The following is a 15,539-nucleotide window of genomic DNA, read 5'->3' as shown; positions in this document are numbered from 1 at the left end:
AAAGGTCAGCCGGCGGAGAAGGCGGTGTACTCGTCGGCGGAGAGCAGGTCGCCCGGCTCCTCCGTGACGCGCACCTTGAACAGCCATCCGCCCTCGAAGGGAGCGGAATTGACCAGCGAGGGGTCGTCGACGACGTCCTGGTTGGCGGCGACGACCTCGCCGTTCACCGGGGAGTAGAGGTCGCTGACCGACTTGGTCGACTCCAGCTCGCCGCAGGTCTCGCCCGCGGTCACGGTGTCGCCGACCTCCGGAAGCTGCACGAAGACGACGTCACCGAGCGCGTTGGCGGCGTGCTCCGTGATGCCGATGGTCGACACGCCCTCCTCGGCGGCCGACAGCCACTCGTGCTCCTTGCTGTAACGCAGCTGCTGGGGGTTGCTCATGTCCTGAATTCTCCTGTACGCGGGTGGGTGCTGCGGAACGGGGACGGTGTGGGTGGGGTCACTCCTGGCGCTGGAGTGCCATGACCCCGCGCACCGAGTGTCACTTCTGGCGCTTGTAGAACGGAAGCGCCACGACCTCGTACGGCTCGTGGGTGCCGCGGATGTCCACGCCCACGCCCTCGGTGCCGGGGGCGGCGTGCCCGGCGTCGACGTAGGCCATGGCGATCGGCCTGCCCAGCGTCGGCGACGGGGCGCCGGAGGTGACCTCGCCGATGACCTTGCCGTCGGCGACCACGGAGAAGCCCGCGCGCGGCACCCGGCGGCCCGCGGCGACGAGGCCGACCAGCTTGCGCGGCGGCGCGGTCTCGGCGCGCTCGGCGGCGGCCGCGAGGGCGGCACGGCCCACGAAGGTCTCCGCCTGCGAGGTCTTCTCGAACTTCACGACCCGGCCGAGCCCCGCGTCGAACGGGGTCAGCTGGGCGGTCAGCTCGTGCCCGTACAGCGGCATGCCCGCCTCCAGGCGCAGGGTGTCACGGCAGGAGAGGCCCGCGGGCACCATGCCGACGGGCGTGCCCGCCTCCATCAGCGCGCCCCACAGCTTCTCCGCGTCACCGGGGGCGACGAAGAGCTCGAAGCCGTCCTCGCCGGTGTAGCCCGTACGGGCGATCAGGGCGGGGACGCCCGCGACGGTGCCGGGCAGGCCCGCGTAGTACTTCAGGCCGTCCAGGTCGGCGTCCGTGAGTGACTTCAGGATGCCGGGGGACTCGGGGCCCTGGACGGCGAGGAGCGCGTAGGCCTCGCGGTCGTCGCGGACCTCGGCGTCGAACGAACCGGCGCGGGCGGTGAGCGCGTCCAGGACGACCTGCGCGTTCGAGGCGTTGGCGACGACCATGTACTCCGTCTCGCCGAGGCGGTAGACGATCAGGTCGTCCAGGATGCCGCCGTCCTCGGCGACGATCATCGTGTAGCGGGCGCGGCCGACACCCACGGAGCCGATGTTGCCGACGAGGGCGAAGTTCAGGAAGTCGACGGCCGCGGGGCCCGTGACGGTGATCTCACCCATGTGGGAGAGGTCGAAGAGGCCGGCCTTGGTGCGCACGGCGTTGTGCTCGTCGCGCTCGCTGGCGTACCGCAGCGGCATGTCCCAGCCCGCGAAGTCGGTCATGGTCGCGCCGAGCGCCCGATGCACGGCATCGAGGGCGGTGAGGCGGGGGGCAGTGCTCATGAAGGGAACTCCCAGGGCATGACGGGCGAGGTCGATCCTCCCCATCTGTCATCAGTACCTGAGAGGTTCGCCGCGAGCGTCCCGGCGTCGGGACGAACGGCTTGCACCTTGGGTGGGACCGTGGAGACGGCCCGCTTTTCAGATGTGCCTCGCCCGCGCGGTACGGGGCCTGAGAGATTCAAGGGAGGAACTTGCTCCTTCGGCGCCCCTGCACGTCGTACGACGGGTGCTGGGGACTCTCCCGCGCGGATTCAAACGGCCTGTATGGAGTTGGCGGGCACATCATTGCACGCGGCTTCGTAAAGGGGGAGCCGCGGTCCACGAAATGCCCTTGTCCGGCATTACCTTCTCTTTACACTTGGCGGGGAAAGCAGTACGTGACAGCTACGGGGAGGCCGATCACGGTGCGCAGCAGGACCAGTGCCTACGCAACGACCACGGGGGTGGCGCTGCCGGGGCAGGCCGCCGCCCCGCCCAGGGAGAGCTGCCAACCGCTGCTCCCCGTGGCCGTCGTCCGCGACCTGCGGCAGCGGGCCGGACACAGCCCGCACCGCCTCACCTTCGCCGAGGGCGACCTCGTCGTCGTCTCCGGACTGCCCGGTGGCGGAAAGTCGACGCTGATGCGGCAGGCGGTGCCGGGGCCGCGCATCGACTCCCAGGACACCCGGGACCGCTGGGCGGCGCGCATGCCGGGCCGCCTGCCGTACGCGGTCTACCGCCCCCTGGTCCGCCTCGCGCACTACCGCGGCCTGCGCCGGGTGCTGCGCTCGGGGGCGAGCGTCGTCGTGCACGACTGCGGCACGCAGGCCTGGGTCCGCCGCTGGCTGGCCCGCGAGGCGCTGCGCCGCGGACGCACTCTGCACCTGCTCCTCCTCGACGTCCCGGCGGACACCGCGCTCCAGGGCCAGCGCGAGCGCGGGCGCGGCGTCTCGAGGTACGCGTTCGCGCGGCACCGCAGGGCCGTCGGCCGCCTGGTCGGCGACGCCGAGCGGGGCGAGCTGCCGCGCGGCTGCGGCTCCGCGGTGCTCATGGACCGGGCGGCGGCCCGGGTGCTGCGGGGGATCGCCTTCGACGGATGAGCGCGGGCGGTGCCTTCGACCGGTGAGCGGGGGCGGCGCTAGGGTGCGAGCCGCAGGCAGAGCGGTCGCGAGCAGGGGTTGGACTGATGGATTTTCCGGGGCAGGCACAGGCGCACCCGTACACCGGATGGCCGGGCAACGAACTGGAAGAGGTCCTCGCGGCCTCGCTCGGCGCCCCGGCGTCGGCGGGCGGCCGGATCGTGGAGGTGCTCGGCCGCAGCCAGCTGTGGATACCGCTGCCGAACGGCGGCGGCCCCGAGGACGGCACCCTCGACCTGCCGACCCTGGAGATCGAGGGCCAGGCCTACGTCCCCGTCTTCACCTCCGAGCAGCAGTTCCGCCAGGCCCTGGGTGACGCGGCCGACCGCATGGGCCGCACCGTGGCGCCCGCGGTGGAGTTCGCGCGCGGCCTCCCGCCCCAGCTCGGCATCGCGCTGAACCCGGACGGCACCGTCGGCGTCCCGCTGCCGCCCGCGGCCGTCGCCGAGCTCTGCCGGGCCGGGCGCACCGAACTGGACGGCCCCGCGGCCGGCGGCCGGGTCCGCCTGTACGAGCCGGACTGGCAGCACGACCCGGTGGACTTCCTCTCCGCCGCCGCGCGCGAGTTCGAAGCGGCCGGTGTCGTCCTGACCGCCCGCCGCTGCCTGGCCGACGTCGAGACCGACGACCCCACCCTCTTCGTCGGCGTCGAGCTGAGCACCTGGGAGGGCAACGCGCGCGATCTGCCCATGGAGGCCCTCGGCCGCGCCCTCGGACAGGTCCCGGTCCCCTGGCCGGTCAACCTCGTCCTGCTCGACGTGGCCCAGGACCCGGTGGGCGACTGGCTGCGCGACAGGGTGCGGCCGTTCTACTCCCGCTAGCGGCGACCCATACCAGTACGCGCCGGGCCGAGGGCCGCGTACGTCAAGTCCGCGCCGGGGCCGACGCTTAAGCTGGTTGCATGACCCGGCCGGGGTACCCCGGCCGTCAGGGTCCTTGAGTCCACCAGGTTCGTCGTGAAGGGGCGGTAACGGGTGAGTGCGTCGGGCACGGCCGCGGCCGGGCAGGTCGAGCAGATGCTGCGCCAAGTGACGCCCGGGGGTTACGACGCGTACGAGGCACTGCTGCGCGCGCTCGCCGCCGACCAGGTGTGGATGCTGCTCTGGCACGGCCAGGCGGGATCGCCCGACGCCCAGTACGGCAACATGGAGGTGGCGGGCCTTGGGTACGCACCGTGCGTGACCTCCGCCCAGGAGCTCTCCGCGAGTGGCTGGAACCGCAGCCATGAGGTGGTGCGCGGCATCGATGTCGCCCGCACCCTCTACCCCGACCTGTACGGCCTCTGGCTCAACCCGCACGCCCCCGGCGGCGGCGTCGGCGTCCCCTGGCTCGATCTGCGCCGCATCGCGTGCGGCCTTGACCTGCTGCCAGCCGGACCGCTCAGGCTGACCGAGCCGGCCATCGAGATCCCCCAGTTCTACGCCCTCCTGACGCAGAACGCGCACCGCACCTCCGCCGTGCGCTCACTGCGCCGCGCCTGGGTGCAGCCCGCCCTCGGGGCGCCGTATCTGGCCATCGGCCTCGATGTGTACGACACCTCGCCGCCGTCGGTCGACGCGGTGCGGGCGATGATGCAGCAGTCCATCGCGGCCGTCCCCGACGGGCTCCCGGTGTCGACCGTCGCGATGTCCGATGATTACGACCCGGTGGCGATGTGGCTACGAGCCAACGCCAGGCCGTTTTACGACCGCGAGGCCCAGGCCGCCCCGGCGCCCGCGGGCGGTTACGGCTACCCGGCGCAGTACTGAGCGCCTCCGACCGGCACTGAACAGCGCGAACGGACAGGATGTCCGTTCTGGTGCGACAGGGGTCCTATGGACTCCTGTGCCATCTTGTGACCCAACTGCCCCGTGTTCGCACCCCGTTCACACGCGTCCGCATAACGGAACACCTCGAACAGCATCACGGTTGCGCATCCATTCACCTTCAAGACTGGTAACAGATCGCGACGGGGATGAAGACTCCCGCTCCAGGGGCCTTCGCCCCTGTGTACGACGGACTGATCACGTCGCTACAGCGGCAAGTGCGGGCCGGTCACCACCGGTTGAGAGGGGTCCCTGCCACGATGACGGCACCATTGCATGACACACCTGCGGACGCGGACCCGACCGAGGACGTCGCTCCCGCAGTTGATGCAGGGGTGAAGAAGGTCGAGGGCCGTTCCCTCAAGCAGATCGCCTGGAACCGCCTGAAGCGGGACAAGGTCGCCCTCGCGGGCGGCATCACGGTGGTTTTCCTGGTCCTGGTCGCCGTCTTCGCGCCCCTGATCGTGAGCCTGCTCGGCCATCCGCCCAACGACTTCCACCAGGACAAGCTCGATGAGCTGACGAACCTGCCCAAGGGCGCGCTCGGCGGCGTGAGCAGCGACTTCCTCTTCGGGGTCGAGCCCAACAAGGGCCGCGACGTCTTCAGCCGCATCGTCTACGGCGCCCGGATCTCGCTCCTCGTGGCGTTCCTCGCGGCCATCGTCGCCGTGGCGCTCGGCACCCTCTTCGGGATCATCGCCGGTTACTTCGGCGGCTGGGTCGACGCCCTGATCAGCCGCGTGATGGACGTGCTGCTCTCGTTCCCGCAGCTCCTCTTCATCATCTCCCTGGTCTCCGTGCTCCCCGACGACCTGCTGGGCCTGACCGGCACCAGCGTGCGCGTCGCGATCCTCGTCCTGGTCATCGGCTTCTTCGGCTGGCCCTACGTCGGACGCATCGTCAGAGGCCAGACGCTTTCGCTGCGTGAGCGCGAGTACGTCGAAGCGGCCCGCAGCCTCGGCGGCGGCAAGCGCCACATCCTCTTCCGTGAGCTGCTGCCCAACCTGGTCGCGCCGATCACCGTCTACGCGACGCTGATGATCCCGACCAACATCCTCACGGAGGCGGCCCTGAGCTTCCTCGGCGCCGGCGTGAAGCCGCCGACGGCCTCCTGGGGCGGCATGCTGCGGGACGCGCTGGAGACCTACGAGCACGACCCGATGTTCATGGTCTTCCCCGGCGTGACGATCTTCATCACCGTGCTGGCCTTCAACCTCTTCGGCGACGGGCTGCGGGACGCGCTCGACCCGAAGGGGACGCGTTAGAAGTCCCCTACTGACTTGCCCCTGCCGCATGTCAGGTGGCTCTACCCATGGTTCTCAGGCAGCAGATGGCCAGGGACCGCGAATCTCGGAGGTTACGAGAAAATGCCCACAGTTTCCTCGAAACGACGGCTCACCGCTGGTGCGGCCCTCGTGGTCGCGGCGCTGGTGACCACCACGGCGTGCGGCGGCGGTGACGGTGACGGAGACGGCGACTCGAAGGGTGCGGGCTACAACGCCGCGCTGAACAAGATCGCCAACCCCTCGAAGAAGACGGGGGGCACGCTGAAGATGGTCGGCAAGCAGGACCTCGACTCGGCCGACCCCCAGCGTGCCTACTACGGCATGTCGTGGGACTTCATGCGCTTCTACACCCGCCAGCTCGTCACGTACGACACCAAGCCGGGCAAGGCGGGCACGAAGCTGGTCCCGGACCTCGCCACCTCCACGGCGAAGATCTCCAAGGACGGCAAGACCTACACGTACAAGCTGCGTGACGGCCTGACCTGGGAGGACGGCTCGAAGCTGACCTCCAAGGACGTCAAGTACGGCATCGAGCGCATCTGGGCGACGGACACCATCACCGGTGGCCCGGGCTACATCAAGCAGACGCTCGACCCCAAGGGCAAGTACAAGGGCCCGTACAAGGACACCTCGAAGGAGGGTCTGGCCGCGATCGAGACGCCCGACGACCAGACCATCGTCTTCAAGCTGCCCAAGCGCAACGGTGACTTCGAGCAGTTCCTCGCGATGCCGACCGGCTCCGCGGTGAAGAAGGAGAAGGACACCAAGGCCAAGTACACCCAGCGGCCGTTCTCCGCGGGCCCGTACAAGTTCGAGTCGTACAAGGCCGGCAAGAAGATCGTCCTCGTCCGCAACGACAAGTGGAAGAAGTCCTCGGACCCGATCCGCGCGGCGCTGCCGGACAAGATCGACGTGACGATCTCCGCCAACCTGGAGGAGAACGACAAGAAGCTGATGGAGGGCGACTACGACCTCGACATGAACGGCACGGGCATGACCCAGTCCGGTCGTGTCACGGCCGTCTCCGACCACCGTGACAGCGTCGACAACATGCACACGTCCTTCGTGCGCTACGTCGCCCTGATCCACACGGCGAAGCCCTTCGACAACGTCCACTGCCGCAAGGCCGTCTTCTACGCCACCGACTTCGCGAGCCTCCAGCAGACCCGCGGCGGCAAGGTCGCGGCCGGTGACATCGCCAACAGCACCTTCCCGAAGGCGATCCCGGGCTACAGCGACTACGACCCGTACGGTGTCCTGGAGCGCAAGGGCAAGCCGGACGCCGCCAAGGCCAAGGACGAGCTCAAGCAGTGCGGCAAGCCCAGCGGCTTCGCCACCAAGCTGACCGCCCGCAACAACAACCCGGGTGAGGTCGACGCCGCCGAGGCGCTCCAGGCCCAGCTCGCCAAGGTCGGCATCAAGGTCGAGGTCGACTCCCTCGACGGCGCCGACACCTCCAGCATCACCGGCTCGCCCTCCGTCGTGAAGAAGCGCGGCTACGGCATGACGATGAGCGGCTGGGGCCCGGACTTCCCGTCCGGCCAGGGCTACGCGCAGCCGCTGTTCGACAGCCGCTTCCTGAACCCGACCGGCAACTACAACGAGTCGCAGATCAAGGACAAGAAGGTCGACGGCCTCTTCGACAAGGCGATCGCGGAGACCGACCCCGCCAAGGCCGGTGAGATCTACAAGGAGCTCGACAAGAAGATCCTTGACAACGCCGACTGGATGCCCTTCCTCTACGAGAAGAACATCACCTGGCGCGGGCCGCGGCTGACCAACGCCTACATGTCGGACGGCTACAACGGCCGTTACGACTACGTCTCCCTCGGCGTCGTGAAGTAACACCCCAGCAGGAAACGCAGTTCACGCAAGTCCCGTAGTTGAACGAACACCGCCGCCGAATCCCGCCAGTCCGAAGGGCAGGTGATGGCCCCGGGCGGTGGCCGGGACCCCTCACAAGGGGGTTCCGGCCACCGCCGGGCCGCGCACAGTGCTTGCTTATCTCATCCGGCGCCTGATCGCCGTAGTCATCATGGTGCTGGTCGTACTGCTCGCGACCTTCACCGTCTTCTTCATGCTGCCCAAGTGGGCGGGACAGGACATCGCCGTCCTCTTCGCCGGCAAGGCCACCGGAGCCGAGCAGATCGAGGGCATCCGGACCAAACTGGGACTCGACGACCCGCTGCTCGTCCAGTTCTGGGACTTCATCAAGGGCATCCCGATGGGGCGCGACTACGTCAACGGAAGTGACGTCACGCACTGCCCCGCGCCCTGCTTCGGCTACTCCTTCCGCACCGAGGCTCCCGTCTGGGAGACCCTCAAGGACGCGCTGCCCGTCACCGCCGCACTCGCCGCCGGCGCCTGTGTGCTGTGGCTCGCGGGCGGTGTCGCCACCGGCGTCGTCTCCGCACTGCGCCGCGGCACCATCTGGGACCGCGCCGCGATGACCACCGCGCTCGCCGGTGTCTCGCTCCCCGTCTTCTTCACCGGCATGATCGCGATGGGCGTCTTCGTCCACCAGCTCGGCTGGGTCAAGATCGCCGACAGTCTCAGTACCGACGACTCCATCGACGTCTGGCTGGAGACACTGATCCTGCCGTGGATCGTGCTGGCCTTCCTCAACGCCGCGATGTACGCGAGACTCACCCGCGCCACCATGCTGGAAGTGCTCGGTGAGGACTACATCCGCACCGCCCGCGCCAAGGGCCTCGGTGAGGGCGTCGTCATCCGCAAGCACGCGCTGCGCTCCGCGATGACCCCGATCCTCACGGTCTTCGGACTCGACCTCGGTGTCCTCATGGGCGGCGCCGTGCTCACCGAGTCCACGTTCAACCTGCCGGGGCTCGGCCTGGAGGCGGTCAGGGCCATCAGCAGCAAGGACCTGCCCGTGATTCTCGGCGTGACCCTGTGTGCGGCGCTCGCGATCGCCGTGGCCAACCTCGTCGTCGACCTTATGTACGCCGTCATCGACCCGCGAGTGAGGCTGGGATGACCGAACTGTCCAAGAGCGGTGCCGCGGTGGGCGAGCCCGTCGCGGGATCGCCCGCTCCCTCCGCCTTCCTGGAGGTGCGCGACCTCAAGGTGCACTTCCCGACCGACGACGGCCTGGTCAAGTCCGTCGACGGGCTCAACTTCACGCTGGAGAAGGGCAAGACCCTCGGCATCGTGGGCGAGTCCGGCTCCGGCAAGTCGGTGACCTCGCTCGGCATCCTGGGCCTGCACACCGCGGGCCAGTACGGCTCCCGCAAGGCGCAGATCTCCGGCGAGATCTGGCTCAACGGCCAGGAGCTGCTGGGCGCCGACCCCGTCGCCGTGCGCAAGCTGCGCGGCCGCGAGATGGCGATGATCTTCCAGGACCCGCTCTCCGCGCTGCACCCGTACTACTCCATCGGCCAGCAGATCACCGAGGCGTACCGGGTCCACAACGACGTCGACAAGAAGACCGCCCGCAAGCGCGCCGTCGAGATGCTCGACCGCGTGGGCATCCCGCAGCCCGACAAGCGCGTGGACTCCTACCCGCACGAGTTCTCCGGCGGCATGCGCCAGCGCGCGATGATCGCCATGGCGCTCGTCAACAACCCCGAGCTGCTCATCGCCGACGAGCCGACCACCGCCCTCGACGTCACCGTCCAGGCGCAGATCCTCGATCTCATCCGGGATCTGCAGAAGGAGTTCGGCTCCGCCGTCATCATGATCACGCACGACCTGGGCGTCGTCGCCGAGATGGCCGACGAGCTCCTGGTCATGTACGGCGGCCGGTGCGTGGAGCGCGGCCCCGCGGAGAAGGTCTTCTACGAGCCCCAGCACCCCTACACCTGGGGCCTCCTCGGCTCGATGCCCCGCATCGACCGCGAGGAGACCGACCGGCTCATCCCGGTCAAGGGCTCCCCGCCCAGCCTGATCAACCTGCCGAGCGGCTGCGCCTTCAACCCGCGCTGCCCCTACGCGGACGTCCCCAAGGACCAGATCACCCGCCGCGAGCGTCCCGAACTGACCCTGGTGGCCGACGGACACTACTCCGCCTGCCACATGTCGCGGGAAGAGCGCACCCGGATCTGGACCGAAGAGATTGCGCCGAAGCTGTGAACGATGACGTGAAGGGCCAGGAGATGACGATCCCGGCGCAGACGAAGGGCTCGCCCGAGCCGCTGCTCAAGGTCGACGGCCTGGTGAAGCACTTCCCCATCAAGAAGGGGCTGCTCCAGCGCCAGGTGGCGGCCGTGCAGGCGGTCGACGGGCTCACCTTCGACGTCCGTCCCGGCGAGACGCTCGGCGTGGTGGGCGAGTCCGGCTGCGGCAAGTCGACGATGGGCCGCCTCATCACCCGCCTCCTCGAGCCGACCGGCGGCCGGGTCGAGTTCGAGGGCACGGACATCACCCATCTGAACACCGGTGGCATGCGCCCGCTCCGCCGCGACGTCCAGATGATCTTCCAGGACCCGTACTCGTCGCTGAACCCGCGGCACACGATCGGCACGATCGTCGGCGCGCCCTTCAAGCTCCAGGGCGTCAAGCCCGAGGGCGGCGTGAAGAAGACCGTGCAGGAGATGCTGGAGCGCGTCGGGCTCAACCCCGAGCACTACAACCGCTACCCGCACGAGTTCTCCGGCGGCCAGCGCCAGCGCATCGGCATCGCGCGGGCGCTCGCCCTGCGGCCCAAGCTGGTCGTGGCGGACGAGCCGGTCTCGGCCCTGGACGTGTCCATCCAGGCACAGGTCGTCAACCTCCTGGACGACCTCCAGGACGAGCTCGGCCTGACGTACGTGATCATCGCGCACGACCTGTCGGTCATCCGGCACGTGTCGGACCGCATCGCGGTGATGTACCTCGGCAAGATCGTGGAGCTGGCGAACCGCAAGGACCTCTACTCCACGCCGATGCACCCGTACACCAAGGCGCTGCTCTCCGCCGTGCCGGTGCCCGACCCCAAGCGGCGCGGCGTCAAGAGCGAGCGCATCCTGCTCCGCGGCGACGTCCCCTCGCCGATCGACCCGCCGAGCGGCTGCCGCTTCCACACGCGGTGCTGGAAGGCGACGGAGATCTGCAAGACCAAGGAACCGCCGCTCGCCATGCTGGCCACGGGCCACCAGGTGGCCTGCCACCACCCGGAGAACGCCGAGGACCAGGCGCCCGAGGACACCAAGCTGCTCTCGGTCGCCAAGGAGGCGATCGAGGTGGTGACGGTGGTCGCCAAGGCGGAGGAGCCGGAGGCCACGGCCAAGCCGGAGCCCGCCGAGCCCGAGGCCGCGAAGCCGGAGCCCGCCGGGTCGGACAAGGGTGCCGCCGAGCCCGACAAGGGCGCGGCCGAGCCGGACAAGGGTGCCGTCGCGAAGGACAAGGGTCAGAAGTCGACTGACGGCTAAGGCAAGTTGACCCGGGCAAAGTACGCGCTACGGGTCATGTACATGCCGTAACGGGAGAGTGCAGAGTCTGCGTGTCCGTTCCATCGAACACCCCATCGGAACGCGTTCGAAGGGAAGACTCATGGCACTCTCCCGTTCGGCACGTCTGGGCGCGCTCGCGACCGCGGCGCTCTCGTTCTGTCTGATCGCCGCCGCCCCCGCGCCCCACCCCGGCTCCGACGGCGTCGGCGACCCGTACTTCCCCCAGCTCGGCAACGGCGGCTTCGACATCCGCCACTACGCCCTGGACCTCGCCTACGAACCGGACACCGACCGGCTCGACGCCCGCGCCACGATCACCGCGCGCGCCACCCAGCACCTCTCCTCCTTCGACCTGGACCTCCAGAAGCTCACGGTGACCCGCGTCGAGGTGAACGGCAGACGGGCGGCCTTCACGCGCGGGGGCGACGAGATCCGGATCACCCCCCGCGAGGCCCTGCGCAAGAACAAGACCTTCGAGGTGAGCGTCGACTACGGCGGCGTGCCCGAACCGCTCAGCGGCCCCATCGTCTTCGGCTCCGACTACGGCTGGATGAAGACCGCCGACGGCGTCTTCGTGGCCTGCGAGCCGAACGCGGCCTCCACCTGGTTCCCGGGCAGTGACCACCCCTCGGACAAGGCCGCCTTCGACATCCGCATCAAGGCGCCCAAGGGGCTGACCTCGGTCTCCAACGGCCGTCTGGTCGGCACCTCCACCAAGGGCGGGCACACCACGGCGCACTGGCGCGAGACCAAGCCGATGGCGACCTATCTCGCGACCGCCACCATCGGGAAGTTCGACGTACGGACCGGGAGGACCCCAGGAGGCACGCCCATCTATGTGGCGATCGACCCGACGCTGCCGAAGGGCGACGTCGACGTCTACGGCATCACGGGCGAGGTCACGGACTACTGGTCGAAGGTCTTCGGCCCGTACCCCTTCGAGGAGACCGGCGCGATCGTCGACGACATGCCGCAGGCCGGATTCTCCCTGGAGACCCAGACGAAGCCGATCTACTCGGCCGTCCGCTCGGAGAACACGATCGTCCACGAACTGGCCCACCAGTGGTTCGGCGACTCCGTCTCGCCCGCGTCCTGGAACCACATCTGGCTCAACGAGGGCTTCGCGACGTACGGCCCCTGGCTCTGGAACGAGTACAAGGGACGCGCGAGCGCCCATGAGTCCTTCATGGCCGCCTACAACGCGCGCCCGGCCGACTCCCCGTTCTGGCAGACGGTCGTCGGCGACCCGCAGCGCGACACGATGTTCGCCTCGGCCGTCTACCAGCGCGGCGCGATGACGCTCCAGGTGCTGCGGGAGCGCATCGGGGACAAGGACTTCTTCCGGCTCCTGAAGAGCTGGGTGGGGCAGAAGCGCTACTCCAACGCCACCACCGACGACTTCGTCCGGCTGGCCGAGCGGGTCTCCGGCGAGCAGCTCGACGAGCTGTTCCACACCTGGCTCTTCACCAAGGGGAAGCCCGCGCTTCCTTAAGGCGTCCCGGCCGTCCCGGCCGTCCCGGGCAGCTCGGGTCCCGTGACGCGCCAGCCGCCGACCGCCCGGTAGGCGGAGTCGTACACGGTCTCCGCGTCACCGGGCTCCAGGGCGTAGTGGCCGAGGTTGCCGCCCCAGTACCGCAGAATCCGGCCCAGCTCCTCGGCCGCCCGCCCGTCGAACGCCGTCTCACCCATGTCGACCTCCAGCACGAACCGCATGCCGCCCGCTCTCCTCTCGTCCGTTTCCGTGCACTCCTTCACGCCTTCAACGGTCTCATTGAACCGCCCATGGGGACTTTGGAGCTCTGTGGCGCCGAGCGACGCGGAAAGAAGAGGGAGAGCGGGCCGGGCAAGTCTCAAACGCGGGTCAGGTGTGCGAGAGACGGGGGCGCGCGCGGGTAAGAATGGCGCGTGCTCCAGGATCTGTTCACGCCCTCCGTCCAGCACGCGCTCGACATCGTGGGGATCTTCGTCTTCGCGATCTCCGGCGCGCTGCTCGCCGTGCGCAAGAACTTCGACGTCTTCGGCATCGCCGTGCTCGCCGAGGTGACCGCGCTGGGCGGAGGGCTCTTCCGCGATCTGGTCATCGGGGCGGTCCCGCCGGCCGCCTTCACCGACCTCGGCTACTTCATCACCCCGCTCTTCGCGGCCCTCCTGGTCTTCTTCCTCCATCCGGAGGTGGAGCGCACCCAGCTCGCGGTGAACATCTTCGACGCCGCCGGACTCGGCCTGTTCTGCGTCACGGGCACGACCAAGGCGTACGACTACGGCCTCGGCCTCACCTCGTCGGCGGCGCTCGGGCTCATGACCGCGGTGGGCGGCGGCGTGCTGCGCGACATCATCGCCAACGAGGTGCCCTCGCTGGTCCGCTGGGACCGTGACCTCTACGCCGTGCCCGCGATCGTCGGCGCCACGATGGTCGCCCTCTGCATCCACTACGAGCAGCTCACGACCCTCACCACCTCCGTCGCCATCCTGACGGCGTTCACGCTGCGGCTGCTCGCGATGCGCTACCACTGGAGGGCGCCACGGGCCTGGAACCGCCGCTCGACGGCGGTGGAGGCGGAGGTGGAGGAGACGCCGTAGCGCCACAGGGGCTACAGGGCCCTATGGTGCCGCAGGCAAAAGCTACCGCTCAGTAATTAGATGTTGTACGTTGCTGCCATGGCAACGGCAGCATCAGTACCCGCATCGGCGCCCGCGGGCATCGGCGACAGCGAATTCGACCGCGACACGGCGGTCACCCGGCGCGAGCCCGGCGTGTACGACATCGACCTCTCCGCCGGGTGGACGATCATCAGCGCCGTCAACGGCGGCTATCTCCTCGCCGTGCTCGGCCGCGCGCTCGCCGACGCACTGCCGCACGCCGACCCGTTCACTGTCTCCGCGCACTACCTCACCGCCTCGCACCCGGGACCCGCCGTGATCCGCACGGACGTGGTGCGCGCGGGCCGCACGCTCTCCACCGGGCAGGCCTCGCTCTTCCAGTACGACGACGAGGGCCGCGAGATCGAGCGCATCCGCGTGCTCGCCTCGTACGGGGACCTCGACGCGCTCCCCGAGGACGTCCGCACCACCGCCGAGCCGCCCGCGATGCCGCCGCTCGACCAGTGCTTCGGCGCCCAGGACGCCCCCGATCACCAGCCGGTCCCCGGCAGTTCGGCCATCGCCGACCGCCTCTTCCTCAAGCTGGACCCGAGCACGCTCGGCTGGGCGCTCGGGCAGCCCAGCGGCAAGGGGGAGATGCGCGGCTGGTTCGGCCTGGCCGACGGCCGCGACGCGGACCCGCTGTCGCTGCTGCTCGCGGTGGACGCGCTGCCGCCGACCGCGTTCGAGATGGGCCTGACCGGCTGGGTGCCGACCGTGGAACTGACGGTGCACGTCCGCCACCGCCCGGCCCCGGGACCGCTCCGGGTCGCGATCAGCACGCGCAACCTCGCGGGCGGATTCCTGGAGGAGGACGCGGAGGTCTGGGACAGCGAGGACCGCCTGGTCGCCCAGTCGCGCCAGCTCGCCCGGGTACGGCTGGGCTAGGTCCTTCCGGTACCGCGCCGGGCCCGTGGGGCGCGGGCGGGGGTAGGGGATGCTTGCCCGGTGAAGTCCGACCGGTTGCTCTCCATCCTGCTGCTGCTCCAGACGCGGGGCCGGGTGCCCGCGCACGAGCTGGCCGAGCGCCTCGGCGTGTCCGTCCGCACCATCTACCGGGACGTCGAGGCGCTCTCCGCCTCCGGTGTCCCGGTCTACGCCGAGCGCGGGCGGCACGGCGGGATCGAACTGCTCGCGGGATTCCGCACCGACGTGACCGGGCTGACCGCCGACGAGTCGCGGGCCCTGTTCGTCCTCGCCGCCCAGGGGGCGCACGCCGCGCTCGGCCTGGACGCGGCACTCGGCTCGGCCCTGCGCAAGGTCATGGCCGCGCTGCCGGAATCGCACCGCCCCGCCGCCGAGATGACGAGCCGCCGCATCCTCGTCGACTCCTCGCGCTGGCTGCACGGGCCGCGCACGCCCGTGGACGTGGAGGTCCTGCGGGACGCGGTCTTCGCCGACCGGCGCCTCGCGCTGCGCTACCGGCACAGCGGTGACGCGGCGCCCAGGGAGTACACCGTCGACCCCTACGGCCTCGTCTCCAAGGCCGGTGTCTGGTACCTCGTCGCCGATATGGACGGTGCGCCCCGGCTCTTCCGTGCCGACCGTGTCCGCGCGGCGGCCCTCACCGGGGCGCCGGTCGTCCGGCGCCCCGGGGTCGAACTCTCCGACGTCTGGGCGGTCCTGAAGCGCCAGGTGGAGGAGCGGCCCGGCGGCATCGACGTGACGGCCCGGGTCCGGCGCACCCGCTTCGAC

15 protein-coding genes and 2 riboswitches are annotated in these 15,539 nt (G+C 69.8%); of the genes, 12 read left to right on the top strand and 3 right to left on the bottom strand.

Features of this window, described 5'->3' with window-relative positions; translation table 11 throughout:
• Positions 1–5 precede the first annotated feature (5 nt).
• Both gcvH and gcvT read right to left on the bottom strand, forming a co-directional pair.
• Entirely contained in the window at positions 6–383 is a 378-nt protein-coding gene (gene gcvH, locus AB8Z36_RS00530; protein ID WP_369211159.1) for a glycine cleavage system protein GcvH, read from the bottom strand.
• Between the two features lie 100 nt (positions 384–483).
• Complete coding sequence (gene gcvT / locus AB8Z36_RS00525) at positions 484–1,608, bottom strand: glycine cleavage system aminomethyltransferase GcvT (protein ID WP_369211158.1); 1,125 nt, start codon at positions 1,606–1,608, stop codon at positions 484–486.
• A 35-nt stretch (positions 1,609–1,643) separates the two neighbouring features.
• Positions 1,644–1,756: riboswitch (glycine riboswitch) on the bottom strand.
• Positions 1,757–1,862: riboswitch (glycine riboswitch) on the bottom strand. It abuts the riboswitch before it with no gap.
• Positions 1,863–2,006: 144 nt separating this feature from the next.
• Between gcvT and AB8Z36_RS00520 the strand changes: the two genes are divergently transcribed.
• The 9 genes from AB8Z36_RS00520 (at position 2,007) to AB8Z36_RS00480 (ending at position 12,696) form a co-directional block, all read left to right on the top strand.
• The gene (locus tag AB8Z36_RS00520; RefSeq protein ID WP_369211174.1) at positions 2,007–2,687 is read left to right on the top strand and encodes an AAA family ATPase; all 681 of its coding nucleotides are present in this window, start codon (positions 2,007–2,009) and stop codon (positions 2,685–2,687) included.
• Positions 2,688–2,773: 86 nt separating this feature from the next.
• Positions 2,774–3,547, top strand: coding sequence for an enhanced serine sensitivity protein SseB (locus tag AB8Z36_RS00515; RefSeq protein ID WP_369211157.1), 774 nt, complete (start codon positions 2,774–2,776; stop codon positions 3,545–3,547).
• A gap of 153 nt (positions 3,548–3,700) precedes the next feature.
• The gene (locus tag AB8Z36_RS00510) at positions 3,701–4,474 is read left to right on the top strand and encodes an enhanced serine sensitivity protein SseB C-terminal domain-containing protein (protein ID WP_369211156.1); all 774 of its coding nucleotides are present in this window, start codon (positions 3,701–3,703) and stop codon (positions 4,472–4,474) included.
• 317 nt (positions 4,475–4,791) lie between these two features.
• Entirely contained in the window at positions 4,792–5,796 is a 1,005-nt protein-coding gene (locus AB8Z36_RS00505) for an ABC transporter permease (protein WP_369211155.1), read from the top strand.
• Between the two features lie 102 nt (positions 5,797–5,898).
• Positions 5,899–7,662, top strand: coding sequence for an ABC transporter substrate-binding protein (locus AB8Z36_RS00500; protein WP_369211154.1), 1,764 nt, complete (start codon positions 5,899–5,901; stop codon positions 7,660–7,662).
• Positions 7,663–7,810: 148 nt separating this feature from the next.
• A complete protein-coding gene (locus AB8Z36_RS00495) occupies positions 7,811–8,812 on the top strand; it encodes an ABC transporter permease (protein ID WP_369211153.1) in 1,002 nt (333 codons plus the stop codon).
• Positions 8,809–9,906, top strand: coding sequence for an ABC transporter ATP-binding protein (locus tag AB8Z36_RS00490; RefSeq protein WP_369211152.1), 1,098 nt, complete (start codon positions 8,809–8,811; stop codon positions 9,904–9,906). Before AB8Z36_RS00495 ends, AB8Z36_RS00490 begins: the two co-directional genes overlap by 4 nt.
• A gap of 23 nt (positions 9,907–9,929) precedes the next feature.
• Positions 9,930–11,183: an ABC transporter ATP-binding protein gene (locus AB8Z36_RS00485; protein ID WP_369211173.1), complete on the top strand. Its 1,254-nt coding sequence runs from the start codon at positions 9,930–9,932 to the stop codon at positions 11,181–11,183.
• A 121-nt stretch (positions 11,184–11,304) separates the two neighbouring features.
• Complete coding sequence (locus AB8Z36_RS00480; protein WP_369211151.1) at positions 11,305–12,696, top strand: M1 family metallopeptidase; 1,392 nt, start codon at positions 11,305–11,307, stop codon at positions 12,694–12,696.
• Here the strand turns inward: AB8Z36_RS00480 and AB8Z36_RS00475 are convergent.
• On the bottom strand, positions 12,693–12,917 hold the full coding sequence (locus AB8Z36_RS00475; protein WP_369211150.1) for a hypothetical protein: 225 nt from the start codon (positions 12,915–12,917) through the stop codon (positions 12,693–12,695). The genes AB8Z36_RS00480 and AB8Z36_RS00475 overlap by 4 nt on opposite strands.
• A gap of 192 nt (positions 12,918–13,109) precedes the next feature.
• Between AB8Z36_RS00475 and AB8Z36_RS00470 the strand changes: the two genes are divergently transcribed.
• From AB8Z36_RS00470 to AB8Z36_RS00460, 3 genes are all read left to right on the top strand, one after another.
• Complete coding sequence (locus AB8Z36_RS00470) at positions 13,110–13,784, top strand: trimeric intracellular cation channel family protein (protein ID WP_369211149.1); 675 nt, start codon at positions 13,110–13,112, stop codon at positions 13,782–13,784.
• Between the two features lie 78 nt (positions 13,785–13,862).
• On the top strand, positions 13,863–14,732 hold the full coding sequence (locus AB8Z36_RS00465) for a thioesterase family protein (RefSeq protein WP_369211148.1): 870 nt from the start codon (positions 13,863–13,865) through the stop codon (positions 14,730–14,732).
• Between the two features lie 60 nt (positions 14,733–14,792).
• The coding region (locus AB8Z36_RS00460; protein WP_369211147.1) for a helix-turn-helix transcriptional regulator at positions 14,793–15,539 on the top strand (747 nt) is incomplete at its 3' end.

This window comes from Streptomyces flavofungini, from assembly GCF_041028215.1.
GTDB classification, from domain to species: Bacteria; Actinomycetota; Actinomycetes; order Streptomycetales; family Streptomycetaceae; genus Streptomyces; species Streptomyces flavofungini_B.
This window is presented reverse-complemented; position numbering and strand designations above follow the sequence as displayed.

Coding starts and splice junctions, on each gene's coding strand:
- gcvH (WP_369211159.1), bottom strand. CDS start 383: ATGAGCAACCCCCAGCAGCTGCGTTACAGCAAGGAGCACGAGTGGCTG.
- gcvT (WP_369211158.1), bottom strand. CDS start 1,608: ATGAGCACTGCCCCCCGCCTCACCGCCCTCGATGCCGTGCATCGGGCG.
- AB8Z36_RS00515 (WP_369211157.1), top strand. CDS start 2,774: ATGGATTTTCCGGGGCAGGCACAGGCGCACCCGTACACCGGATGGCCG.
- AB8Z36_RS00505 (WP_369211155.1), top strand. CDS start 4,792: ATGACGGCACCATTGCATGACACACCTGCGGACGCGGACCCGACCGAG.
- AB8Z36_RS00500 (WP_369211154.1), top strand. CDS start 5,899: ATGCCCACAGTTTCCTCGAAACGACGGCTCACCGCTGGTGCGGCCCTC.
- AB8Z36_RS00490 (WP_369211152.1), top strand. CDS start 8,809: ATGACCGAACTGTCCAAGAGCGGTGCCGCGGTGGGCGAGCCCGTCGCG.
- AB8Z36_RS00485 (WP_369211173.1), top strand. CDS start 9,930: ATGACGATCCCGGCGCAGACGAAGGGCTCGCCCGAGCCGCTGCTCAAG.
- AB8Z36_RS00480 (WP_369211151.1), top strand. CDS start 11,305: ATGGCACTCTCCCGTTCGGCACGTCTGGGCGCGCTCGCGACCGCGGCG.
- AB8Z36_RS00475 (WP_369211150.1), bottom strand. CDS start 12,917: ATGCGGTTCGTGCTGGAGGTCGACATGGGTGAGACGGCGTTCGACGGG.
- AB8Z36_RS00465 (WP_369211148.1), top strand. CDS start 13,863: ATGGCAACGGCAGCATCAGTACCCGCATCGGCGCCCGCGGGCATCGGC.